At 43.6% G+C, this 24942-nt stretch carries 22 protein-coding genes; 4 read left to right on the top strand and 18 right to left on the bottom strand.

Translation table 11 applies throughout. The features are described 5' to 3' along the window. Nucleotides 1-45: 45 nt before the first annotated feature. The 12 genes from ACIZ62_RS03025 to ACIZ62_RS02970 all read right to left on the bottom strand — a co-directional run bounded on the left by ACIZ62_RS03025 (nucleotide 46) and on the right by ACIZ62_RS02970 (nucleotide 12566). Nucleotides 46-534 carry a transcriptional regulator GutM gene (locus tag ACIZ62_RS03025; protein WP_111887997.1) on the bottom strand — a complete coding sequence of 163 codons (489 nt, stop codon included), beginning with the start codon at nucleotides 532-534 and terminating at the stop codon, nucleotides 46-48. Further along, nucleotides 531-1499 (bottom strand): sugar-binding transcriptional regulator, encoded by a 969-nt coding sequence (locus ACIZ62_RS03020; protein WP_242988652.1) that lies wholly within the window; start codon nucleotides 1497-1499, stop codon nucleotides 531-533. The genes ACIZ62_RS03025 and ACIZ62_RS03020 overlap by 4 nt, the downstream gene beginning before the upstream one ends. A gap of 482 nt (nucleotides 1500-1981) precedes the next feature. Then, complete coding sequence (gene guaA / locus ACIZ62_RS03015) at nucleotides 1982-3529, bottom strand: glutamine-hydrolyzing GMP synthase (protein ID WP_111888013.1); 1548 nt, start codon at nucleotides 3527-3529, stop codon at nucleotides 1982-1984. An 8-nt stretch (nucleotides 3530-3537) separates the two neighbouring features. Then, entirely contained in the window at nucleotides 3538-4995 is a 1458-nt protein-coding gene (guaB, locus tag ACIZ62_RS03010; RefSeq protein WP_111888014.1) for an IMP dehydrogenase, read from the bottom strand. 192 nt (nucleotides 4996-5187) lie between these two features. Then, a complete protein-coding gene (locus tag ACIZ62_RS03005; RefSeq protein WP_414151193.1) occupies nucleotides 5188-7095 on the bottom strand; it encodes a 2-oxo acid dehydrogenase subunit E2 in 1908 nt (635 codons plus the stop codon). Between the two features lie 12 nt (nucleotides 7096-7107). Then, nucleotides 7108-8094, bottom strand: coding sequence for an alpha-ketoacid dehydrogenase subunit beta (locus ACIZ62_RS03000; protein WP_414151832.1), 987 nt, complete (start codon nucleotides 8092-8094; stop codon nucleotides 7108-7110). 28 nt (nucleotides 8095-8122) lie between these two features. Then, nucleotides 8123-9085 carry a thiamine pyrophosphate-dependent dehydrogenase E1 component subunit alpha gene (locus ACIZ62_RS02995; protein ID WP_111888017.1) on the bottom strand — a complete coding sequence of 321 codons (963 nt, stop codon included), beginning with the start codon at nucleotides 9083-9085 and terminating at the stop codon, nucleotides 8123-8125. Nucleotides 9086-9256: 171 nt separating this feature from the next. Beyond that, nucleotides 9257-9979 carry a 2-C-methyl-D-erythritol 4-phosphate cytidylyltransferase gene (ispD, locus tag ACIZ62_RS02990; protein WP_242988655.1) on the bottom strand — a complete coding sequence of 241 codons (723 nt, stop codon included), beginning with the start codon at nucleotides 9977-9979 and terminating at the stop codon, nucleotides 9257-9259. Between the two features lie 102 nt (nucleotides 9980-10081). Further along, nucleotides 10082-10543, bottom strand: a complete 462-nt coding sequence (tsaE, locus tag ACIZ62_RS02985; protein ID WP_414151192.1) for a tRNA (adenosine(37)-N6)-threonylcarbamoyltransferase complex ATPase subunit type 1 TsaE — start codon at nucleotides 10541-10543, stop codon at nucleotides 10082-10084. Then, entirely contained in the window at nucleotides 10544-10849 is a 306-nt protein-coding gene (locus ACIZ62_RS02980; RefSeq protein ID WP_111888019.1) for a PspC domain-containing protein, read from the bottom strand. It abuts the gene before it with no gap. Continuing rightward, nucleotides 10849-12087 (bottom strand): pyridoxal phosphate-dependent aminotransferase, encoded by a 1239-nt coding sequence (locus ACIZ62_RS02975; protein ID WP_111888020.1) that lies wholly within the window; start codon nucleotides 12085-12087, stop codon nucleotides 10849-10851. The genes ACIZ62_RS02980 and ACIZ62_RS02975 overlap by 1 nt, the downstream gene beginning before the upstream one ends. 188 nt (nucleotides 12088-12275) lie before the next feature. After that, the gene (locus ACIZ62_RS02970; protein ID WP_111888021.1) at nucleotides 12276-12566 is read right to left on the bottom strand and encodes a YerC/YecD family TrpR-related protein; all 291 of its coding nucleotides are present in this window, start codon (nucleotides 12564-12566) and stop codon (nucleotides 12276-12278) included. A 155-nt stretch (nucleotides 12567-12721) separates the two neighbouring features. Between ACIZ62_RS02970 and cysS the strand changes: the two genes are divergently transcribed. Next, nucleotides 12722-14119 (top strand): cysteine--tRNA ligase, encoded by a 1398-nt coding sequence (gene cysS, locus ACIZ62_RS02965; protein WP_322519488.1) that lies wholly within the window; start codon nucleotides 12722-12724, stop codon nucleotides 14117-14119. Then, complete coding sequence (locus ACIZ62_RS02960) at nucleotides 14104-14568, top strand: Mini-ribonuclease 3 (RefSeq protein WP_322519487.1); 465 nt, start codon at nucleotides 14104-14106, stop codon at nucleotides 14566-14568. Before cysS ends, ACIZ62_RS02960 begins: the two co-directional genes overlap by 16 nt. Nucleotides 14569-14632: 64 nt before the next feature. On the opposite strand, the gene ACIZ62_RS02955 is transcribed toward ACIZ62_RS02960, so the two are convergent. Both ACIZ62_RS02955 and ACIZ62_RS02950 read right to left on the bottom strand, forming a co-directional pair. Continuing rightward, the gene (locus ACIZ62_RS02955; protein WP_111888024.1) at nucleotides 14633-16024 is read right to left on the bottom strand and encodes an MATE family efflux transporter; all 1392 of its coding nucleotides are present in this window, start codon (nucleotides 16022-16024) and stop codon (nucleotides 14633-14635) included. Nucleotides 16025-16130: 106 nt separating this feature from the next. Further along, entirely contained in the window at nucleotides 16131-17786 is a 1656-nt protein-coding gene (locus ACIZ62_RS02950; RefSeq protein ID WP_111888025.1) for a DEAD/DEAH box helicase, read from the bottom strand. A gap of 249 nt (nucleotides 17787-18035) precedes the next feature. On the opposite strand from ACIZ62_RS02950, the gene ACIZ62_RS02945 reads away from it, so the two are divergent. Next, nucleotides 18036-18440: a helix-turn-helix domain-containing protein gene (locus ACIZ62_RS02945; RefSeq protein ID WP_111888026.1), complete on the top strand. Its 405-nt coding sequence runs from the start codon at nucleotides 18036-18038 to the stop codon at nucleotides 18438-18440. Nucleotides 18441-18580: 140 nt separating this feature from the next. Here the strand turns inward: ACIZ62_RS02945 and ACIZ62_RS02940 are convergent, their stop codons facing one another. The 4 genes from ACIZ62_RS02940 to ACIZ62_RS02925 form a co-directional block, all read right to left on the bottom strand. Continuing rightward, nucleotides 18581-20554 (bottom strand): NAD(+) synthase, encoded by a 1974-nt coding sequence (locus tag ACIZ62_RS02940; protein WP_322519486.1) that lies wholly within the window; start codon nucleotides 20552-20554, stop codon nucleotides 18581-18583. A gap of 344 nt (nucleotides 20555-20898) precedes the next feature. After that, on the bottom strand, nucleotides 20899-22503 hold the full coding sequence (locus tag ACIZ62_RS02935; protein ID WP_111888028.1) for a CTP synthase: 1605 nt from the start codon (nucleotides 22501-22503) through the stop codon (nucleotides 20899-20901). Between the two features lie 185 nt (nucleotides 22504-22688). Next, nucleotides 22689-23333, bottom strand: a complete 645-nt coding sequence (gene trhA / locus ACIZ62_RS02930) for a PAQR family membrane homeostasis protein TrhA (protein ID WP_111888029.1) — start codon at nucleotides 23331-23333, stop codon at nucleotides 22689-22691. Between the two features lie 159 nt (nucleotides 23334-23492). Further along, the gene (locus ACIZ62_RS02925) at nucleotides 23493-24164 is read right to left on the bottom strand and encodes a DUF1638 domain-containing protein (protein WP_111888030.1); all 672 of its coding nucleotides are present in this window, start codon (nucleotides 24162-24164) and stop codon (nucleotides 23493-23495) included. A 201-nt stretch (nucleotides 24165-24365) separates the two neighbouring features. Between ACIZ62_RS02925 and ACIZ62_RS02920 the strand changes: the two genes are divergently transcribed. After that, a complete protein-coding gene (locus ACIZ62_RS02920) occupies nucleotides 24366-24941 on the top strand; it encodes a 5-formyltetrahydrofolate cyclo-ligase (RefSeq protein ID WP_414151191.1) in 576 nt (191 codons plus the stop codon). Nucleotide 24942 lies beyond the last annotated feature (1 nt).

Raw genomic sequence — 24942 nt, 5'->3', positions numbered from 1 at the left:
CCAGAACTGTCAGGCTTGACAGTCCTGACTGTCAACACTGATTTTTTACTCCACCACCATGCCTGCTAATGCTTGTTGTTCTCTTCTTTTCTCATGAAGTTTTTGTCGCTGCTCTTTTTTCATATGTGTCTCAATGGCTTCCACTGCCTGAAGCAATGCTCCTCGCTTTTGAGGCGCCACTTTTTTTGATCCGTCTTTTCTTGTTTTCTGGGGTTTATTCAATTTCTGATCTTCGAGTATTGCCAGTTTTTTTATTTCATTCAAACTTAAACCAATATAGTCATCGGCTGTTTTAAATCGCTCAAATGAAGTGATTCCTCTCATGGTTTTGCAATTATTGATTGTTCCGGAATTTCTGTCATAGGACAAAATCAGAATTTGTCCACCTTTTAGCACCCCTCTTCGATACCCAACTCCCAGTAAGCCCTTGCCTTTAAGAGACCCCATGGCATTTTGATAGCTTTTGACCTGATAAAAAGTCAGAAGTCCCTGCAAACACATCCCAATAAAAATCAAAGCAATAATATAAGTCATGATTTTTCCTCCACTTCCCTTTCTTCAATCAACTTTCTGGCACACCCTGCATCGGTAATTAAAACATTAATGTATTGACCAGCAATAGCACCTCGAATGGCACTAACTTTCTCGGCACCACAGGTTACACCGATTGAATCCTTAACTGACTTTAGTTTTTTGATGTCAATGCCGATAACCGTTTCATTCATTTCAAACTGTTCAGTACGACCTGCACTATCAAAGAAATTCATACAGATATCACCAGCGACATTCTTTTTGCGCATCAGTTCCATCTCCCGTTCATCGTAATAGCCCGTCGCCATGGTTGTAGAATTTCTGGTTGGAACACCTAAACCGACCAAAGCAACATCCAATTTGTTAGTGAGTTTAATAATCTTTTCAATGTACGCTTCTCCAATTAGCCCTTCTTTGATGGATTTTTTTGAAACCTTAGCTGGTGCATGAAGTAAGATATATTGAGCTTTAAAGGCATTTGCCAGCTCTTCCACTAAATAATTTGAATGGAGCTCCATCCCTACCTGGCCAATACCGCCAACCAAAGGGATAAACATCGCGTTTTTTACGACTTTAGGCTGTATATATTTAGCAATATGCCCTAATGTCGTCCCCATTGAGACACCAATATTTTTTCCGTCTTTGACTAATCGCTCTAAATACTCTGCGGCAGCTTTTCCAACTTCATCTTTTTGAGCGTATAGATCTTTTTTCTCTTCAACAATAATCGCCTCTTTAAGTCCATACATCAGCTCCAGTTTTCTTTCCATTTCAAAATAACTATCTTCGGCCAAGTCTGGAATAATGATTCGTACCATCTGTGTCGCGCGTGCTTGTTCTAGTATTTTTGCCACGGTGGGCCTTGATATGGACAACTGTTTTGCAATCGTTTGCTGTGTTTCGTCGTGATTGTAGAACAGATCACATACTTTGAGCATCAATCGTTTATTATCAATTACTTTTTTCATACTAATCACCTTAAGGTCTTGATTTTGTTTTACAATTGTAAATTTAATGAGTGCGTTTCGTTTTCATATGTTTGGCTGATTTATTTTGCTGTTGTTGTTTAATTTATTGTAATTATAGCGTGTTTTTTCATTAAGTCAACAGTTTATTGTCGTTTTTTAGGTATTTTTTCGTCATTTTTTGCTCATTTTATACATTTGTTTAAGTAATGTTTTAAACTTTTTTTCAAAATACAAGTTTATTTTTTAACAATCTATTTTTACAATTGTAAATTGATATTATTTTGTCAATTTACAATTGTAATCTCACTTCCTTTTTAGCGCCCCAAAAACATGGCTTTATTTATGAAAATTTCGAAAAACAAAAAGCGGCTACGTTGCCCAAAATTGGGTTTCAACATAGCCGCTGATGTTATATTTATCTATTCAGTTTTTAAAAATTCTTCCTGCTTTGCTTATTAAAGCGATTATTTAATTTCCTAAGCCTACTCCCACTCGATCGTCGAAGGCGGTTTGCTCGTGATGTCATAAACAATCCGGCTGACATGCTTCACTTCATTGACAATGCGGGTGGAGATGTTTTCTAAAACATCATAGGGAATGCGGGCCCAGTCGGAGGTCATCCCATCAACTGAGGTCACGGCGCGCAGGCCAATGGTGTAGTCATAGGTTCGTTCATCACCCATAACCCCAACACTGCGGTTTCCCGGCAATACCGCAAAGTATTGCCAGATTTCTTCATCCAGACCGGCTTTAGCGATTTCGTCCCGGAAGACAAAATCGGCTTCTTTTAAAATCTCCAGTTTTTCTTTGGTGATATCGCCCATGACTCGAATGGCCAGACCTGGCCCCGGGAAGGGTTGTCGCCAGACCAGATCGTGATCCAGACCAATTTCTTCCCCGACAGCCCGAACCTCATCTTTAAACAGGTTTCTCAGGGGTTCAATTAGTTCAAAATCGACATCATCCGGCAGTCCGCCAACGTTGTGGTGACTTTTGATGACCGCTGCATTTTTGGTACCGCTTTCGATGACATCAGGATAGATGGTTCCCTGTAGCAGAAAATCGATATCGTTTAATTTACTTGATTCTTCTTCAAAGACACGGATAAACTCCGTGCCAATAATTTTTCGTTTTTGCTCCGGATCACTGACACCTGCCAGTTTACCAAGGAAACGTTCTTCGCAGTTCACCCGGATAAAGTTCATATGAAAGCGCTTCTTAAAGATCGCTTCAACCTGATCGCCTTCATCTTTGCGAAGTAGACCATGATCCACAAAAATACAGGTCAACTTGTCCCCAATAGCCTTATGAACCAGAGTTGCCGCAACGGAAGAATCCACCCCGCCACTAAGGGCGCATAACACCCGACGATCGCCAACCTGCTTCTTGATGGCTTCAATCTGTTCCTGAGCAAAGTTATGCATAGTCCATAAACCTTCACATCCGCAGACATGATAGATAAAGTTATTTAAAACTTCTTTACCATATTTGGTATGTTCCACTTCGGGATGGAATTGTACTGCATAGAGCTTGCGTTCCTGGCATTCCATGGCTCCAGTCGGACAGGAATCAGTCGTCGCAGTGATGCAGAATCCTTCCGGGATCGTCTGGATATAGTTCGTGTGACTCATCCAACAGGTCGATCCATCAGGAATATCTTTAAACAGCACGGAGTCTGTTTCAAATTTCAGGGCTTTTTTACCATACTCCCGAATATCGGCCGAATCAGTGATGCCTTTTAATTGCTCAGCCATTAACTGCGCACCATAGCAGATCCCTAAAATAGGAATCCCCATGTTATAAATTTCCGGATCACAAAGAGGTGCTCCTGCTTCATGGACACTAGACGGTCCACCAGTGAAGATAATCCCCTTGGGATTTTTCTTGCGAATCTCAGCGGGGGTAATATCATAAGGAACAACCTCAGAATATACTCTGGCTTCACGAACTCGTCGGGCGATGAGTTGATTGTATTGTGCTCCAAAATCCACAATGAGGATGATTTCATCTTGGTAATGCTTTGTTATCATAAATTCTCCTAAAATTGAGCGCTATTGTAGTTAGGTGATTCTTTGGTGATGGAAATATCGTGGGGGTGACTTTCAATCAAACCCGCACTGGTTATTTTTATAAACTGCGATTTTTCTCTTAAATCTTTAATCGTCGCCGATCCACAATAACCCATTCCCGAACGAAGACCACCCACCAATTGGTAGACGGTATCGGCTAGCGGTCCTTTGTAGGGAACCTTACCTTCAACGCCTTCGGGAACCAGTTTTTTCTGGCCTTCCTGGAAATAGCGATCCGAGCTGCCATCTTTCATGGCGCCTAAAGATCCCATCCCCCGATAGGTTTTAAAGCTGCGACCCTGGTAAATTATGGTTTCTCCCGGGCTTTCATCGGTGCCGGCAAAAAGACTCCCGATCATAACCACATCAGCACCAGCACCAATGGCTTTAACCACATCCCCTGAATACTTAATCCCACCATCGGCAATGACAGGGATACCATGTTCTTTGGCGACTTCAACCACATCTAAGATCGCGGTGATTTGGGGCACGCCAATCCCGGCCACAACCCGAGTCGTACAAATGGAACCGGGGCCAATCCCAACCTTAAGGGCATCGACACCTGCTTTAATTAAGTCTTTAGCGGCGGCTCCAGTCGCAATGTTTCCCACGATGAGCTGAACATCAGGATATTTTTCCTTGATTGCTGCGACCGTTTTAATAACACCGATAGAGTGACCATGAGCAGTATCCACCACGATGACATCAGCCTGAGCTTTTACCAGTGCTGCTACCCGTTCAAAGGTGTTACTGCTAATTCCGACAGCACCACCAACGATCAGCCGCCCCCGATAGTCTTTAGCGGCGTTTGGATACTTAATACTCTTTTCAATGTCTTTAATGGTGATTAAACCTTTTAAATTATTTTCAGAGTCCACAATTGGCAGCTTTTCGATCTTGTATTGTTTTAAAATGGCCTCGGCTTTTTCCAGAGTAGTCCCCTCTTCCGCCGTTACCAGATTATCTTTCGTCATCGCGTCTTTGATTTTCTTTTTAGGATCACTTTCAAAACGCAGGTCCCGGTTGGTGATGATTCCGACCAATTTTCCTTCAATCGTAATCGGAACGCCGGAAATCCGATAACGGGACATCAGCTCCAGCGCATCACCGATATTATGTTCTGGTGACAGGAAAAACGGATCCACGATAACCCCGTTTTCTGAACGTTTAACCTTATCAATTTCAAAAGCCTGCTCTTCAATGGTCATATTCTTGTGAATAATCCCGATGCCGCCTTCTCTGGCCATGGCAATCGCCAGTCGTCCCTCGGTAACCGTATCCATACCGGCGCTCATAATCGGAATATTCAGCGCAATTTTTTTTGTCAGATGGGTGCCGGTGTTGACGTCGCCTGGTAACACTTCTGATTTCCCCGGGATTAACAATACATCATCAAAGGTAATGCCTTCCTTTAATATCTTCTCCAACCTTGTACTCCTTTCGAATTCAACTCTCGCTTAGATACAAAAAAAGCAGACAATTGGCCATTGCTTTTCATCTGCTTCATGTAAGTTCTGTAATCTTTATTATGCTGTTTAGTCTAACACAATTTGCTTAAATGTGACAATACTTATTTTTTTGGTAACGTTATCTTTTCGCTATTTTGATAAATTTACACGCTAAAACAATAAAAGTGACGGATTCTCCATGTCCGCCTTGATATCGCGAAGGAATTTTGCTCCGTCCACCCCATTGGCAACCCGTTGATCCAGATTTAAGCTGATTTTCATCACCGATCGCACCACCGGTTCACCCTGATGAATGCGGATCCGTTGAACCACTTCTCCAACGCTGAGGATGGCACTGTTGCTCTGATTGATGATCGCCGTAAATTCCCGGATCCCATACATCCCCAGGTTGGTAATCGTAAAGGTGCTGTTCTGATCTTCGGGCAAGTGATTGTTTTTAACGGCTTTTAAGAGATCACCCCGGCTTTTGACAATTTCCACAAAACTCATTGACTGAGTGTTTGGGATCACCGGTACAATAAATCCATGTTCGGCTTCGACGGTTAAACCCATATTAACATGGGCGTGGGCAACCACTGCATCATCTTCCCGTCTGGCATTGATCAGCGGATGTGTAACCAGTGCCCGAGAGGTTGCCAGGAGTAGAAAATCCGTATACGTGCAACGATATCTGGCCTGTTCCTCAATTTTTTTAGTGATCTTCTTTCTAAGCTCCTTAATTTCGGTCATATCAATTTCTGTGGTTAGGCTGATGACTGGTATTTCCCCGTTGTTTTTTATCCTATACCTGTTAATCGCTTTAGATCGAACCGTCCTGACCCTATTTTTTGCTGTACTTTCTTGCGCGTTTTTTTTGTGATGATCTTTAGTGATCTCCGGTTCCTCAGTAAGTTCTTGAACAGTCGCACCGCTTATCTCAGCTGGTGATTCTATGATTTCATCAGTTTTTTCAACAATGGCAACCGCTGCCTCAGGTTCTATTTTTTGCTCGACCATCTGCTTGACCTTTTCGGGCTCAGTAACTTCGGTCTCAGTAACTTTGGGCTCAAGAACTTCTTTTTCGTCCGTTTCAAGCAAAACATGCACTGGCTGATTTTCTTTTAGTTCCGATGCCTGAATGTTGCTGGATTGGCATTCCGTATTTTTTTCTTCCGGCGTCGGTTCAGCAACAACTTGCTCGCTGGTTTCTGTCGCCTTGCTTTCGTCCTGAACCGGCTTTCTTTTTTGCTGGCCCCGGGATTTGCGCTTCAGATCTTCCTGCTCACTTTCATAAAGCAGATGCATCGGCGTTGGTTTAACAATAATTTCTTCCCGTAGCGGCTCCGCTTTTAAATCGACAAACGGCACAAAATCCAATTCTGAAATTTTTGTCACCACCTCCGCTTCTTCTGCTTTTAACCGCTCATCGTCTTCATCCACAAAGGGAACAAAGTCCAGCTCTGGATTTGGCACTTTTTCTATTTTATGATTCATTTCTTTTAATTTTTTGCGCGGGCGAGGCGCTTTTTCAGGAATCGCTTCCAGCTTCACCGGTGTAGAAAAGAGGTTTTTGGGGTTCCCAACGATATTGTCCAGGTTCGTTTTGATTACCACCGGTTCTTTTGATTTGTACTCAAAGGTTCCCGGCTGAATCACGACCAGCTTCTTAACATCATCGGTTTCAATCCTTCCATTTGGTCCACTGCCGGTGACCTTTTGAAGTTCCACCTTAAATTCCCGGGCAATTCGTCTTGCCGCTGGGGTTGCTCTAAGCTTTCCTGCTCGGGGATCTGGCGCATCAAAGATTTCCTGTGACTCTTTTATTTCTTCATCCTTGATGATTCCCGGAATAACTTCCGCAGGTTGTTCTTTGATCTCTTCTGTTTTGATACCTTCTTTAATGGCCTCTTCCAGATTCTTTTCCAGCGCCTCAAGCACCGTAGTGAGTTTTTCTTCCAGATTTTCTTCCCGGTTTACTTCCCCTTGATCTTTATTTGTCATCTCTTTGGTTGCTTGTTCACGATCTGCTGCTGCCATATCTAAATTCTCTTTCGGTAAGATTATTTCATTTTCCATCATTCTGCCAACTCCCTATTCCCGGTTAAGGAGACGATAGACTCCATGAACAAAATCGTTTCGCTGGGGTACCACTGCTGCCTCTAATTCCTGATTAAAAGGAATCGGGACATCCAGACCGCCCAAACGGATAATCGGTGCGGTAAGGTAGTCAAAGGCTTCGCTTTCGACCACCCGGGCGACGATTTCGCCACCAACCCCGCCGGTTTTAACGGCCTCATGGGCGACAATCAGACAACCGGTTTTAATAACCGATTCAATAATGGGTTTCATATCCATCGGATACAGGGTCAGGGGATTAAGAATTTCCACCATAATCCCTTCTTCCTCTAAAAATTCGGCGGCTTCAATGGCTTTGCCCAAGATGGTACCATATGCAACAATGGTCACGTCCTTGCCAACTCGCTCGACAACGGTTTTTCCAATTTCCAGGGTGTAATCTTCATCCAGAGGAACTAGCCCCACCGCATCATAGAGCATTTTATGCTCGATAAAACAGACCGGGTTATTGTCCCGAATTGCCGCTTTAATAAGCCCTTTTGCCTGGGCTGGGGTCGATGGGGTCACCACCTTTAATCCCGGCACATGGCATAACCAGGCTTCCAGACTCTGGCTGTGCTGCGCTGCCGCCCCGGTACCGGATCCAGCCGGAAGCCGCAGGACCATCGGTACCTGGGCCTGACCGCCAAACATATAGCGCATTTTAGCACCCTGATTAACCAGGGCATCCAACCCCAGAGTAATAAAGTCCATAAACATCATTTCGCAAATTGGTCGCAACCCGGTCGTTGCTGCGCCGACAGCGGTCCCAACAATGGCTCCTTCAGAAATCGGAGTATCCAGGATTCGTGCTTCGCCAAACTCTTCCAGCAAGCCCTTTGACACCCCAAAGGCACCGCCGTAAAGACCAATATCTTCACCTAAAAAAATGACATCCTGATCCAGTCGCATTTCTTCGGTGATTCCCAGACGGATGGCATCGCGGTAGGTCATTCTTGTCATATCACTTGTTTTCATTTAGTTATACCTCTCACGCATATACATCTTCTAAAACAGTGTTTAGCTGGGGTTGCGGGCTTTTTTTTGCAAACGCTACCGCCTGCTCAATCGAAACCCGGGCCTCGTCTTCCATTTTGAGGATCTGTTTTTCAGTAAAAACCCGGTTTTCCCGAAGATATTCTTTAATCTTCAAAAGCGGATCTTTTTTTTGCCATTCCAGAACCTCCCGTTTATCCCGATAAACTTGTTTATCACTCTTGCTATGCCCACTGTAGCGATAGGTTTTTGCTTCAATCAGCACGGGACCCTTCCCTGCTCTGGCATAACGCAGGGCTTTGGTCGCGGTATTGTAAACATCAAGAAAATCGTTGCCGTCAATGGTAAGACCTGGCATGTTATAGGCTTCGCTGCGGTCTGAGATATTTTCGATATTGATGTGATTCTCGACCGGATTTGACATCCCATACTGGTTGTTTTCAATGAAAAAAACGACCGGCAATTTCCAGATTGAGGCCAGATTCAAGGATTCATGAAAGCTTCCTTCATTGGTAGCACCATCCCCGGCAAAGCACAAAACAACCTTACCGGTTTTTTTATATTTTTGAGTCAATGCTGCTCCGCAGGACAGATTAAAACCACCGCCGACAACGCCATTGCCGCCCAGATTTCCATTTTCCACATCGGCAATATGCATAGAACCTCCTTTGCCCTTGCTGTAGCCGGTATATTTCCCCAGACATTCTGCCATCATCAGATTGACATCCAGTCCAAAGCCAATCGCCTGGGCATGACCCCGATGGCTCAGCGACGCCAGATCCCCTTCTTCGAGAGCCAGACAAGGCATCACCCCCGAAGCTTCCTGACCGATGGCCAGATGGATCGTACCATGGACCTGGCCCTTTGCGGCGAGTTCCTCCAATTTTTCTTCAAAATAGCGAGCCTGATTCATTTTATAATACATTCTTAAGAGAAGTTCTTCCGATAATTCAATCATGGCTTCCTCCACATTTTCTTAAATTTATTTTAAAAAGGTGAATAACCCTTAGTATTTTGTTTCGTGTATTTCCATTATATCTTTTATTCCCCAATAAATAAAGAATGAAGCGAAAAACTGCATAAAATATCAGCTATTTTCACTTCATTCTTTATTTCTATTAATAATCTTTTAATTTTTCCGTGCTTTTTTATCATTTTTCAACAACCGTTTAATAATCGACTCGGCAATAATCAGATCTTCCGGGGTTGTAATCTTGATATTGGTGTAGTGGCCAGTTACAATTTTTACTGGTACATTCTGACGTTCTACCAGAAAGGCATCATCCGTTCCCTCAATCCCCAACAAAATCGCCTGTTCATGGGCTTCTTTTAAAAGACCATACTCAAAGGTTTGGGGAGTTTGAATTTCAACCAGGTCATCCCGATTTGGGGTATGATCAACAAAGCCATCCTTGCTGATCACTTTTATGGTGTTTTTAGCTGCCACGCCCACGGTAGTGGCCCGATGTTCAATGGTTTCTAAAATACTTCGGACAATGACCGACTCCTGGATAATTGGTCTGGCGCCATCGTGAACCATCACCAGATCCGTCCTGGGATTAATTGCTTTGAGCCCCCGATAAACTGACTCCTGCCGGGTATTACCACCGCGCACCAGTTTTATCTTTTTAAAGCGATAGGGCTTTAAAACCTGCAATTGGCAGATGCTAAACTCGTCCTGATTAATCACCAATACAATTTCATTAATCAGAGGGCACTTTTCAAAAACATCCAGGGTATGGGCTAAGATTGGTTTCCCATTTATTGTCAGATACTGCTTGTTGATTGGTGCATTCATCCTTCGTCCCATTCCTGCGGCAGGAATGATTACGCTGGTTAGAGGTTTTTCCATGTTTGCCACCTTATTATAATTATTATCGATCGAGAAGCAGGCCATCCGTCATGACCAATCGGTACACCCGCCCTCTATGAAATAATGCTTGCCGTTTTTGGGCTAAAGTGAATTTAGTCGTTGTGCCACTTTTTCATTGTTCGTCTTTAAAACTATTTCCCGCTCATCTGGTGTATCGATTTGCGATTTTAACTCAATTTCCAGCCGGGGCTCAAAGTTATTTTCCCCTATCAGATCCGGCCACTCCAATAGCAGCGTACAGCCCTGGTTGAGGTAATCTTCAAAGCCCATCTCATAAAGCTCCTGTGAATCCTTAAGCCGGTACAAATCAAAATGAAAAATTCCAGGCGGATTACCATATTCATTAACAATGGTGTAGGTGGGACTGGTGACCTCATCATCAATTCCCATTCCGGCCACAAAGCCTTTACAAAACAGGGTTTTTCCAGCCCCCATATCCCCTTGTAAAAAAACAATCAGGGGGAAGTCGATGGCTTCCCCCAGAGATTTTCCAAAATCAAAGGTTTCCTGACTTGATTTTGTAATGATTCTTTTTTCCAGCATTTACTTTACCTTTTCTTTGGTGCCTGACTTTTCGTCGCTGAAGTCAATGATTTCTTCATCATTTTCATCATCAATAATCTCATAATCCACTTCAACCACATCCTCAATCCGCTGATTACCCGGGAGTACCACCGCCAGCAGAATATAGACAATGATGCTGAGGATCCCCGGCATCAGTCTAAGAAAAAAGGGCAACAGGAACAACCCTCTGAAAATCCAGGGCGAAGTGTTGCAGTATTCCCCCAGACCGGCACAGACGCCGGCCAGAATTGCTCGTTTTTTGCTTTTCATTAATTGTTTTTTCATTATTCTTCCGTTCTTAAAACTTGTTCTTGTTGATAGTTTGCCATAAACCGTTCCAGTCGATCCATGGTTTCCAACAGATCTTCCGGATGGGGTAAAAAGACAATTCTGAAATGATCCGGATGAGGCCAATTAAAACCGGTTCCCTGAACCATCAGAACATGCTCTTCTTTGAGAAAATCCAGCGCAAACTGGACGTCGCTGGTGATATTAAAAAGTTCTGTATCAATCTTGGGAAAGACGTAAAACCCGGCCTTGGGTCTAACGCAGGACAGACCCGGTATCGCATTGATTCGCTTACAGACAATCTCCCGCTGTTCATAGAGCCGACCTCCAGGTTTAAGCAGATCGTTGATACTTTGGTAGCCGCCTAAAGAGGTTTGGATCGCATGTTGTCCGGGAACATTGGAGCACATCCGCATATTGGAAAGCATTTTAATCCCTTCAATATAATCCCTGGCCCCTTCCTTGTTACCCGTCAAAATCATCCAACCGACCCGATAACCGGGAATCCGATGAGATTTTGACAAACCATTGAGCGTTACCACCAGCACCTCCTCGGTCAGCGTTGACATCGGGATATGAACCGCATCATCATAGAGAACCCGATCATAAATTTCATCGGCAAAAATAATCAAATTATTGGCAATGGCCAGATCGACGATCCCCTCAAGAATATCTTTGGGATAAAGGGCACCAGTGGGATTATTGGGATTGATGACCACGATTCCCTTGGTATTAGGAGTAATCTTACTGGCAATATCCAAAAGATTGGGGTTCCACTCATCTTCTTCATCACAGGTATAATAGACAGCGGTTCCGCCCGATAGGTTAACCGCAGCTGACCACAGCGGGTAGTCTGGTGACGGAACCAGAATTTCGTCCCCATTATCTAACAGCGCCTGCATACAAAATAGAATCAGTTCACTGACCCCATTGCCAAGAAAAACATCATCCACCTTCAGATCCATCAGACCCTTGGTCTGATAATGCTGAACCACAGCCTTTCGGGCTGAGAAAATCCCCTGAGAATTGCAGTAGCCTTCGGCCGGCCGCATATTATATTTGATATCCTGAATAATCTCATCCGGGGCATTTAAATTAAAGGGGGCTGTATTCCCGGTGTTGAGCATGATAATGTCAATGCCTTCCCGTTCCATGCGATCCGCCTCTTCAACCACCGGTCCTCTAATATCATAACAAACGTTGTCCAACTTCTTCGACTTTTTCACAGCCTTCATCACTACACTCAACTCCTTTAATATTAAATTTTAGATAAGATTCAGGATCCTGCAAACTACCATACCAATCAATTGTTAATCTGTTGTATGCTGCAAGCTCGGACAGGCGCTGCCATGTCCGCCTTGATGCCTACAACATGATGTAACAATTGTCGGTACTGCTTTTTAGTTTGTTTATCGTCGCAAGACTACTCCAATGTATGGTCCTTTTTCATTTTTTCGATGCTGTTGCGGTAGCCTTTGCCGTGTTTGAGGCAGCGGTTGACGCGGCTGATGGTGGCCGAGCTGGCTCCGGTCAGTTTTTCCACATCGATGAAGGTTTTTCCCTGGGATAGTAGATAGGCAATTTCAAAACGGTGGGCCATGTCTTCAATTTCTTTGATGGTACACAGGTCCTCGAGTAATAAATTACAATCCTCCTCGGTTTCAAGGGCTAAAATCGCCTGGGCCAGAACTTTTCGTTTTGTATTTGCTTCCATGGAGAATCCTCATTCATTTCTTTTTTATTCTTTTGGGTTGATTAAGAAATTTTCTTCCTAAAAAATTTTATCCATTGACACTTAATCTTATCTTTAGTGTATAATATGTTATCATAACACATTGCTGTAAATAAATAAATTGAAAGGTGAACTTTATGAAATTATATAATACCCTGACCCAGAAGAAAGAAACATTTATCCCGATTGAAGCGGGCAAGGTCCGGATGTATTCCTGCGGACCCACAGTTTACAACTATTTTCATATCGGCAACGCCCGTCCCTTTATCGTATTTGACGTGCTGCGCCGGTTTTTGGAATATACCGGTTACGAGGTAACCTTTATCCAGAACTTTACCGACGTTGATGATAAAATCATCAACCGGAGTCACGAAGAGGGAATTTCGCCTGGCGATGTTTCTAAAAAATACATCGCTGAATATTTTACCGATGCCGATGCCTTGGGAATCAGACGCGCTACGGTCCATCCCAAGGTCAGTGAGCACATGCCGGAAATCATCGCCATGATCAAAACCCTGGAAGAAAAAGAACTGGCCTATAATGTCGATGGCAATGTCTACTATCATGTTGATGCCTTTAAAGATTATGGTAAATTATCCAAACAATCCATCGATGATTTAAAATCCGGGGCCCGGATTGATGTCAATGATGAAAAACATAGTCCTCTGGATTTTGCCCTCTGGAAAAAGAAAAAAGAAGGCGAGCCCTATTGGGACAGTCCCTGGGGCCAGGGGCGACCGGGCTGGCACATTGAATGTTCGGCGATGTCAAAAAAACACCTGGGCGATACCATCGATATTCACGGCGGCGGCCAGGATCTGATCTTTCCCCACCACGAGAATGAAATCGCTCAATCCGAAGGCTGCTGCGGCAAACCCTTTGCTAACTATTGGGTGCACAACGGCTATATTAATATCGACAACGAAAAAATGTCCAAATCCAAGGGTAACTTTTTTACCGTCCGGGATATTGCCAAAACCTTTGATCTCGAAGCGGTGCGGATGTTTTTATTAATGGCTCATTACCGCAGCCCGGTTAACTTCAGTGAGCCGCTGCTAAAGCAGGCCGCCAATGCTCTGGAACGGTTATATACCGCTAAATTCCAGATGGCATTCCTGCTTGCAAACGCCACCGCTGAGATGTCCACCGAAACAGAACAAGGCTGGATTGGTTCGCTGGTTAAGTACAAACACGATTTTGTCGCAGCCATGGATGATGACATCAATACCGCCGATGCCATTGCCGTTATTTTTGAGCTGGTCCGGGATCTTAACTCGACGCTTAATGCCGCTTCTTCTAAACCGGCGATCATTGCTGGTCAAAACATTTTTGCCGAACTCACTGCCGTTTTAGGATTGGCGGAAAAAGAAAAAGAAACCGATCTGGATGCGGCTGTGGAAGACCTGATCGCGCAGCGACAGGCGGCCCGCAAAGCCAAAGATTTCAAACGGGCCGATGAGATCCGGGATGAACTGCTGGCTAAAGGTATTGTTCTGGAGGATACCCGGGAAGGTGTTAAATGGAAAAAAGCCTAACCCCAGAAACGTCAGACCGTCTAAAAGCCATCCAGGCCACGATCGACACACACTACACCCGGGAACAGGCCGCCGCCATGAATCCGCTGGCACTGGCCTACATTGGTGATGGGATATTCTCGGATCTGATTCGCAAATATCTGCTCGGCTGTGGTCACCAGAATGTTAATGTCATGACCAAAACCTCGATTTGTTATGTCCGTGCCAGTGCCCAGGCCCAAATCGTCCGGACGCTGCTACCAGAACTTTCTGAAACGGAGGAGCGGATGGTTAAACGAGGCCGGAACACCGCCTCCCAGGTTCCCAAAAACGCGAACCCTTCCGACTACCGTTATGCCACCGGTTTTGAAACCCTGATTGGCTACCTGTTTCTCTGCGGCGAGGTCAAACGGATGAACAGCCTAATTTGTCAGAGCATTGATGTCATCAACAAAAATAGCGAAATATAAAAAAAAGATCTTCAAAAGCACATTGTCTTTTGAAGATCTTTTTTTTACTGTTTACAGCTGACTGTTAGTTTTGCATCACGACTGGAGAGGCTTCCCAGTTATCAAAAATATTTCGCTGATACCATCGGTACATGAACAACTCATAAGCCAGACAGAACATTTCTGAAATGATAAACCCGTACCAGATCCAATCCAAACCACCGGCCTGCGCCAACAAATAGGTAACCGGCAAGAGCACAATCATCTGCCGGATAAAAGATGCAATCATACTGACATAAGCCTTGCCGATGGCCTGGAAACTGACACTGAGCATAATCGAAATCCCGGCCAGTGGAAATGCCAGACTGATGCTCCTTAGACACTTGATTCCGATTTCCATCATTTCAGCAGAAGGGTTAAAAGCCATCATAATCTGAGCCGGGAAAATCCAGAACAGCAGCGTTCCCAAGGCCATAATGCTGAGGGCAGCGGTCATTGCAACCTTCAGGGTTTCGTTAAACCGTTCCCGATTTTTGGCTCCGTAATTGAAACCAAAGATCGGCATGGCCCCCTGACCCAATCCAAAGATGGGCATAAAGATAATCGACTGAATTTTAAAGTAAACCCCAAAAACAGCCACTGCCGACATCCCAAATCCAGCCAGAATCAGATTGTATCCGGTAATCATCAGCGACGCCAACCCCTGCATAATCGCCGCTGGTAATCCGACTTTAAAAATATCTTTGATGATTGCCGATTCATAATGAAACACCTTATAATCGAGTTTTAAATAATTTTTGCTGCTTTTAAAAACGACCAGTAACATATAGGCCATCCCAAAGATCTGACCAATCACCGTGGCAATCGCCGCACCTGCCACTCCCAATGCCGGAAAGCCAAGCCATCCAAAGATCATAATGGGGTCCAGAATAATATTGACCACTGCTCCGATAATTTGTCCAACCATCGGCTGGATCATTTCGCCACTACCTTGTAAGGTGGCATAAGCCGCCTGGGTGATGAAACTGCCAAAACAAAGCGTGGTGACAATCATTAAATACGCCCGGCCCTGGGCAATGATGCTGGCATTGTCGGTAAACAAACTGATAAATGCTTCCGCCGTGAAAAAGCCCAAGATGCCCAGCACTGCTGCAATCAGCATCGCCAGTAAAAAACCATGTTCCGCCACATTAGCTGCTTCGCTCTTTTTATTCTGCCCCAGGCGCCTCGAAATAGCTGAGTTAATTCCGACTCCCAGACCCACAAAAGAGGAGATAATAATCATCTGAATGGGAAATGCCAGGGAAACGGCTGTTAAGGCCTCTTCCCCAATTTGCGCCACAAAGATACTGTCCACAATATTATACATTGCTTGAATCATCATCGAAATGATCGCCGGTATTGACATTGAAAAGAGAAGCTTTGGTATTGGAACGACGCCCAGTTTATTCTTTTTTTCGGTTTGAGTGTCTTTCATGAGGCACCTCCTTGTTATTCATACATTAAAGTAAATGAAAAACCTGAATCCAAGGACAAAGTCAGCCTCACACCCAGGTTCTATTGATACTTTAATTAGTCTTTTGCTATTTTTTCTTTTTTGATATTTCGACTTTAACTTTGCGTTCTTTAATTATTTTTCCGTTTAATTTCTTTTCTACTTTTTTAGCCTGCTCTTCATCCACATCCACGAAGGTAAATTTATCATACATGTCAATATTACCTACAGCAGTAGACGGAATCCCGCATTCACCGCAAATGGCTCCCAGGATATCCCGTTTTTGGGCATGATCTTTTTCACCAACGCTAATAAAAAGACGTTTTGTTTTTTCCGGACCAGCACGACGGGATCCACCCTCGCGACGACCGCGATTGTCTCGACCATCGCGACGTGGAGCTGAGTCATTGCGTCGTGGACGTCGTTCAACCGTATTGAGATCTTCGGCTTCTGAAAGTGGCAATTGAGCCTGCAGCAAAACAGCCGCAATGGTTTCAGCGGCGTAGCCTTTTTCGACCAGCTCATCAATAATTTTCACATAGGTCTCTAAGGTACCTGTCTCAGCGCCCTTGTCGGCACGAATTTTGAAGCGTTCGTGGAAATGGGCTATCTTGATATCATTGATAACAGCACTCGTTGGGATTAAACCCCGTTCGATGCTTTTTTTAGTGTAGTCCGTGATTTTTTTGAGTCTAAACTGATCTCTGGATCGCGCCAGGGTCAGCGAGATACCGCTTTTTCCTGCCCGCCCGGTTCGACCAATCCGATGGACATAATATTCTTCATTATCAGGAACATCGTAATTAAAGACAATATCGACGTCATCGACGTCAATTCCCCGGGCTGCCACATCGGTTGCTACCAGGATATTTAACTTCCCACGGCTAAAGTCTTTTAAAACAGCCATCCGGGAAATCTGACGCATGTCGCCATGAATTTTATCCACTGAATAACCCAGTTTTTTAAGATCATCGGTAATTTCATCCACATATTTCTTGGTGTTGCAAAAGATCAGGGATCGTTGTGGTTTGTAAACATCCAGTAATCGGGTTAAGGCTTCAAACTTATGGTGATCACTGATATTAAAGTATTTTTGTTCGATACTGGTCGCCACCATGTTTTTAGGTGAAATTTCCACCAGGACCGGATTCTTCTGATAGGTTTCCGCAATTTTTAAAATTGGTTTTGGCATCGTTGCCGAGAATAACACCGTTTGAATCTCATGGGCGATTTCGTCCAGAATCAATTCAATATCTTCCCGGAATCCCATGTTTAGCATTTCATCCGCTTCATCCAGTACCACCATTGACACCTCACTAAGTTTCAAGGTTTTACGTCGCATGTGATCCATTACCCGGCCAGGGGTACCAACCACAATCTGAACCCCTGATTTAAGGTCTCTGATCTGGTTTTCAATGGATGCGCCACCGAAAATTGGTAATACTTTAATGTTCTTTTGGTATTTTAGTACTTTTTTAAATTCATCTGAGACCTGTACTGCCAACTCTCGGGTTGGGCATAGAACTAAAACTTGTACTTTCTTTATAGAAGGGTCAAGCTTCGTAATGGCTGGAATGGCAAACGCAACAGTTTTTCCTGTTCCTGTCTGTGACTTTCCAATGAGGTCTCCTCCCATCATTAATTGTGGTATCGCTTGCTCCTGGATTTCGGTCATTTCTACAAAGCCCATTTCTTCAATGGCTTGTAGCAATTGTTCATTAATTTCTAATTCTGTAAATTTCATTTAGTATCCTTTCTCGAATATATAACACCTTATTTTAAACCAACATATTAAATAATGCAAGCTTTATTTAATATGTATTAAGAAATAGTGCCTATGATTCACGTAAGATCTTAATAATTTCCGATTTGGCACCTTTTCGCAAATTTAATAGTCAGTTTATGGTCACTTGGTGTATAATCTGATTAAACACATCTGTGTTTATTTTACTCATTCATACTGAGATTATGAATAATTTATGGAGGAAACACCATGTCTACTTTTGGAACACGATTAAAACGACTGCGAATTAATAAGGATATGACCCAGCAGGATTTTGCTGAGCATTTTGATTTAAACAAAAGCTCGATTTCCAAGTACGAGAAGGATAAAAACCTTCCCGAAAACCAGTTGCTTGTTGAAATCGCGGATTATTTTGATGTATCGGTTGACTATTTGCTCTGCCGAACAGACAATTCCACCTCGCTTAATGATGCGAAGCTCAAATCAGAAGGCTCCTTAAACTCGGCTGAACAGCTGGTTAAACCGTTGGAAATGAAAGACCTGCTGGGACTGTTCGGTTACGCCATGGCCAATGAAGAGGGTAAAAAGGAAATTTTGGATTTTATTAACTTCAAACATGAAGTCCTCGTCCAACACTACTCTAAAAAAGAATAGTTATTAAAAAGAAGCTGTTTGCAAACAGCTTCTTTTTGGTTGTCAATAAACGACCGTACCGATCAATGGTTAATTTGTTGTTACACTTGTCGGTATTGGGTTTGTGTTTGACACAAGCTAATTACTTTTTTTATAACCGCTTACTCAATCGGTTCCATTTTCTCCAGGCTCTTAAGCCATTGCGTTGCGCGGGCGTCGGCGGGCATGCGCCAGTCACCCCGCGGCGAAAAAGATACTGAGCCTACCTTTGGCCCGTCGGGCAGGCAGTTGCGTTTAAACTGCTGGCTGAAAAAACGGTGGTAAAAGCGCTTTAGCCATTTAAAAATCACCGCTTTTTGATAGACACCCTCAAAGGCTTTGCAGGCCAGGAAATATACTTTTTCCGGTGAGAAGCCGTGGCGCACCATTTGATACATAAAGAAATCGTGGAGTTCATAGGGACCCACGGTTTCTTCTGTTTTTTGGGCGATTTTTCCGTCCTCATCCGGGGGCAGCAGTTCTGGTGAAACCGGGGTATCCAAAACATCATAAAGAATTTTTTTAATCTCTCCTTTGGTCGAATGGTCTGCTACCCACTTGACCAGATAACGGATTAAGGTTTTTGGAACACTGGCATTGACACTATACATTGACATATGATCGCCATTATAGGTAGCCCAACCAAGGGCCAGTTCCGATAGGTCCCCCGTTCCAACGACAATCCCCCCCAGCTTGTTGGAAAGATCCATGAGAATCTGGGTTCGTTCCCGGGCCTGAGAATTCTCGTAGGTAACATTGTGGAGATCCAGAGGGTGGCCGATGTCGTTAAAGTGAGCCGTACAAGCGGCAACAATGGAAATCTCATGGAAGCTCGCACCTAGACCCTTGATTAGAGCAACCGCGTTATCATAGGTGCGATCAGTAGTGCCAAAGCCCGGCATCGTCACAGCATGTATTTTTTCCCGGGGGATATCAAATCGATCACAAACACTGACACAAACAAGCAGTGCCATCGTTGAATCCAGTCCTCCCGATATCCCCACTACCATTGGGGCATTGCCGAGGTGAGCCAGTCGGGTAGCCAAACCGATGGTTTGGATATTAAAGATCTCTTCGCACCGCTCACTGCGCCGATTGGGATCAGCGGGAACAAAGGGCTGAGGATATACCTCCCGATCAAAATCATCGGTTCCCGGAGTTTCAAATAAAATGGTCCGGTAAGAATGATCCTTAAGAAGATCAGCTGAATCCCCAAAGCCATGCTGCATTTGCCGGTCATGCGTGAGTGATTCGACGTCAATATCAGTAATCAGCAGTTCGTTCCCCAGGTTAAACTTAGGCAGTTCTTTGAGCAATATCCCCCGTTCACAGATGATCGCATTGCCACCAAACACCAAATCACTGGTTGACTCACCAAAGCCTGACGAGGCATAGAGATAAGCAGCATTGCAGCGGCCAGATTGAGAGCGAATCAACTCTCTGCGGTAATCACTTTTTCCCACCACCTCATTGCTGGCAGACGGATTAAGGATCACGGTAGCCCCGGCCAGGGCATGAAAACTACCGGGTGAAATGGGTACCCACAGGTCTTCACAAATTTCGACACCGATCACAAATTCTTCCCGATGAACATGTTGAAACAGTAAATCGGTTCCAATCGGAACCCGTTGCGAACAAAGGGTAATCTCAGTTTGATACAGCGATTTTGACGAAGCAAACCATCGTTTTTCATAAAATTCCTGATAATTGGGAATATAGGTTTTGGGCACTATCCCCAATATCTGACCATCGTTTAGCAGCACTGAACAATTGTATAAACTCCCCTTTATGGCCAGGGGCAGGCCAACTGCCAGAAGCATCTTCTTCCCATCAGACCATTGACACAAACAATCCAGTGCCTTTACCGCGTTTTTCTGCAGTTCCCGCTGAAAAAACAAATCGCCACAGGTGTACCCGGTGATTCCCAACTCCGGAAACAATAGCACCTCAACCCCCTGATCCCAGGCCTTCGTCGCTAAGGTCATCATTTCATTGACATTATACTGGCAGTCTGCCAGTTTTAGTTTAGGAACAGCACAGGCTGTTCTGAAAAATCCGTATTTATGCATGGTTCCCTTAACTCCTTTAACTTTCATTTAATTCTTTCTTACTTCTCTTTAGTTATTGTGCCTATCTTTATTATAGCTCCATTTGTGATTTGTAACAATCATATTTTATTTTCCACAGGCTGTGTTCAATCGGCAATTTTTTATGCACAATTGACCTGTTTATTGTTTTACCATTACATTGGCGTTGTTTGGGGTTTTCTCAGCTAATCAACAAGGTTATCCACATTGTCCACAGGGAAAACCTATGTTCTCCACAGTTTTATACAATTATTATCAACAAATATAAAGTTATCCACAGTTTTTCTGTTGGCGTATCTTGTGTCTCATCCCATAAAAAAAATCAAGATCTAGGATCTCGATTTTTTTATCCGCTATTCTTTAGTGTTCAAAGCAGCTTTTACAAAGCTCTGGAACAACGGATGGGGTTTATTGGGGCGGGATTTAAACTCCGGATGCGCTTGAGTCGCAACAAACCAAGGGTGATCTTTTATTTCAATCATTTCAACAAGAACCCGGTCAGGTGACATTCCCGAGAATATCATCCCCTTTTCTTCAAGTTGCGCAAGATAATCATCATTGACTTCATAGCGGTGTCGATGCCGTTCGCTGATGTTTTTCTCACCATAGGCTTCTTTCGCTTTTGAACCTTCCAACAACTCGCAGGGATATAATCCCAAACGCATGGTCCCCCCCATATCAATAATTTTTTTCTGTTCTTCCATCAGATTGATAACTGGATAAGGGGTTTCCGGATCCAGCTCTATACTATGAGCACCGGCCAGACCGACTACATTTCGGGCAAACTCAATGACTGCCAACTGCAAACCCAGACACAGACCTAAAAAAGGCACCTTATGTTCTCTGGCATACTCAATGGCATGGATCTTGCCTTCCACACCCCGGTGGCCAAAGCCGCCGGGCACTAGGATGCCATCCAGATCTTTAAGCACCCGATCAACATTTTCTTCATTGATGTCTTCAGAATGAATCCATTTAATAACAACCTCAGAGTTGTTACCAATACCGCCGTGACGCAGGGCTTCTGCCACGGAAAGATAGGCGTCATGGAGTTCGACATATTTACCAACTAAGCCAATGGTAACCTTGTTTTCCAGACTTTTCGCCTTTTTAACCAGGTCTTTCCATTCGGTCAGGTCCGGTTCTTTACAATCGATATGAAGTTTTTCACAAACCAATTCGGCCAGACCTTCTTTTTCAAGCATCAGGGGTACTTCATAAAGCTCTGCGGCATCCATATTAACAACCACAGCTTTTTTATCGACATTGCAGAAGAGGGATATTTTCGCCTTTAAACCTTCTTCCACTTCCTTTTCGGAACGGAGCACAATAATATCCGGCTGAATTCCGATGCTCCGCAATTCTTTTACCGAATGCTGGGTTGGTTTGGTTTTCAGTTCGCCCGCCTTTCCAAGATAAGGAAGTAGAGTAACATGAATGTACAAGACATTTTCAGCGCCCAGATCGCCCTTAAATTGACGAATCGCTTCCAGATAGGGCAGACTTTCAATATCCCCGACTGTTCCGCCTATTTCGGTAATCACCACATCTGGATGGCTGTAGTCGGTGACGCGAAGAATCCCTTCTTTTATTTCATCGGTAATATGGGGAATAACCTGAACAGTTCCCCCTAAATAGTCACCCCGACGTTCTTTTGAAATCACATTCCAATATACTCTTCCGGTGGTAACATTGCTAAACTGGGACAGGTTTTCGTCGGTGAATCGTTCATAGTGACCCAGGTCCAAATCGGTTTCTGCCCCGTCATCGGTCACAAAAACTTCCCCATGCTGATAAGGACTCATGGTTCCGGGATCAAAGTTCAAATAAGGATCAAATTTCTGGATCGAGACCTTTAAGCCTCTGGACTTAAGTAATCGACCCAACGATGCACTTGTAATCCCCTTTCCTAAAGAAGATACTACTCCACCAGTGACAAAAATATACTTAGTTTGCATTAATTTTCAGGCTCCTTTTTCTTTTACATTTTCTTGATTATTCCAATAAAAAATCACTGCAAAAAATGAGTTTTTTTTTTGCAGTGATGCAATTAACAATACTATTCTATTTTAACGGTTTTTAAAAAAAATACAATAAAAATTTTGTTTTTTAATATCAATTTTTTTATAATACCATTTTTTTCTTAAAGAATAAAGAAAAAAACACAAATAAAATGACACAGTGATCCTAAAATAACAAAAATGTGAAACAGTTCGTGGAATCCAAAGTTTTTACCAAAGTTTGGTTTTTTAATGGCATAGATGACACCGCCAATGGTATACATCACGCCACCCCCAACCAGAAGCATAAATCCCGGCCGCGGCAAAGCCTGATAGAGGGGACCCAAAACAAAAAGGGCAAACCAGCCCAGAAAAATATAGAGTCCGGTTCCCAGCCACCTGGGCATATTGATCCAGGCTACTTTAAGAATAATCCCAATCAACGCGACTCCCCAGATCGCCACCATCATCGTCACCCGCATGGTTCCGGTTAGACAAAGGAGACAAAAAGGGGTATAAGTACCCGCAATCAAAATGAAGATCATCGCATGATCCAATTTTTTAAGATGTAGAATTTTTTGCTGATCCCCCTGGGCGGCATGATAGGTAAAGCTGGTGGCATAGAGACAGATCAGCCCCACCCCAAAGGCCAGGACCGAAATCAGGGTTAATGGGGTCACATTATCATTCACAATAATTAAAATCAACATGGCAATGATGCCAAACACAGATAGAATGGCACCAATTAAATGGGTTAACGCATTTATTGGTTCTCTAAACTGATTCATATTTTGTCCTTTCTGTTACTGAATAGTTCTTTTCTTTCACTATACCACACTTTCCCAAGTTCATGCAACCACGATTCCACTTCACTCCATTGCGCAAAAAACACCCGAGAAATCAATTACTGACTCAAGCGGGTGTTTGCTCAAAGAGTGCTTTATCGCTTACACTGGGCGAACCGCTACCCCGTCAAAATCATTATGGGTGGTCACCTGACCCGGTGGAATAATGCAAAATCCCTCTTGCCACTGACCGGTTACCAATTTTTCCAGCGGGGAAATACTGCCCTGATCCACCACCACCTCCAGACCGATGAGCTTCCCGATATCCGTAACGCGGGGCAGGTGCAAATCCACTGCATAAGCCCCGGTATCGATGAGCATCAGCTTTTTATAATGTTTAAACATGATGTCCATAACCCGCCTGGCCCGACTTTCACCGTATTTTTCCAGATTGTGTTGGAACTCCTTGTCAAGTGACTTTTCCCCCCTTAACCATCCCTGTGTCAAGAAATAGGTGGATGTGCGAATCCGCTCCAGATTTTTTTTCTCTGAAAGAAGAATATCGATGCAATCCCCATAGCGGGGAATGATCATCGTCGCCGTTTCGCTTTTTAGCCCCAATAGTCCGTTTCCGCAATTACCATAAGCAAACAAAAGCTCATTATAGTTATCTTCTGCTTTATCAATTTCTTCCTGAAGGGCCGTTTTTAACCGTTCCGGAGAGTCGTGGAGTAAATTGGACATCCAGATGGTTTCCAGTTTTACACCAGTGTGTTGCAATGCCATTTCAACTTCATCCCGAATGGTTTCACAGGCGATTAATAGTCTTTTCATTTATTTTTTACACCTTTTTTCTGTTTACTCTTCCAAGAGTATTATTTATGTACTATTTTTCTGTCCTATATCCAGTATAACCAAGAATCCTTTGTTTTCAAGATAAATTTCTGATAAAATTTCCCCTCGATATTTTTTTGTTGTTAACTCACTTTATGTTATAATGTCATCGTGAATTAATCTTAATTTTAGGAGAAAAAAATGGATAAAAGTTTATTCCGAAAAAAAACCCTGGCACGTCGTAAAGAAATTTACAGTGCTGACACCGATGCTAAAATTATCGAACAATTTCTAAATAGCGATCTTTATAAAAAAGCCAACTGGATTATGACCTATATAAGCTTTGGGACTGAAATCTACACCCATGATTTCATCAAAAAAGCCTTAGCTGATGGCAAACACATTGTCGTTCCGATCTGCAACATTTCCGATCATACTATTACCCTCTCAGAGCTGATCAATTTTCCGGATGATCTGGAAGAAGGTCATTATGGGATCTTAGAAGTACGTGAAGATTGCCTGCGGATTGTCGATCCTAAAAAACTCGATCTGGTTATGGTTCCCGGCTGCGCGTTCTCACCCTCTGGACACCGGATGGGTTTTGGTGGCGGTTATTATGATCGTTTTCTGGAAACCATCAGTGACGACTGCGTCACCGTTGCGCTGATTCGGGAAGACTTCATTTTTGAGACCATCCCGATGGAAGAACATGACAAAAGTGTTCAATTCATGGTTACCGAAAAATGCATCAATTGTTGTCCCATTCAGGAGGATTAAT

The organism is Acetobacterium carbinolicum, from assembly GCF_047456275.1.
Taxonomy (GTDB): Bacteria; Bacillota; Clostridia; order Eubacteriales; family Eubacteriaceae; genus Acetobacterium; species Acetobacterium carbinolicum.
The sequence above is the reverse complement of the archived record's forward strand: the minus strand, read 5'-3'. Positions and strand labels throughout refer to the sequence as shown.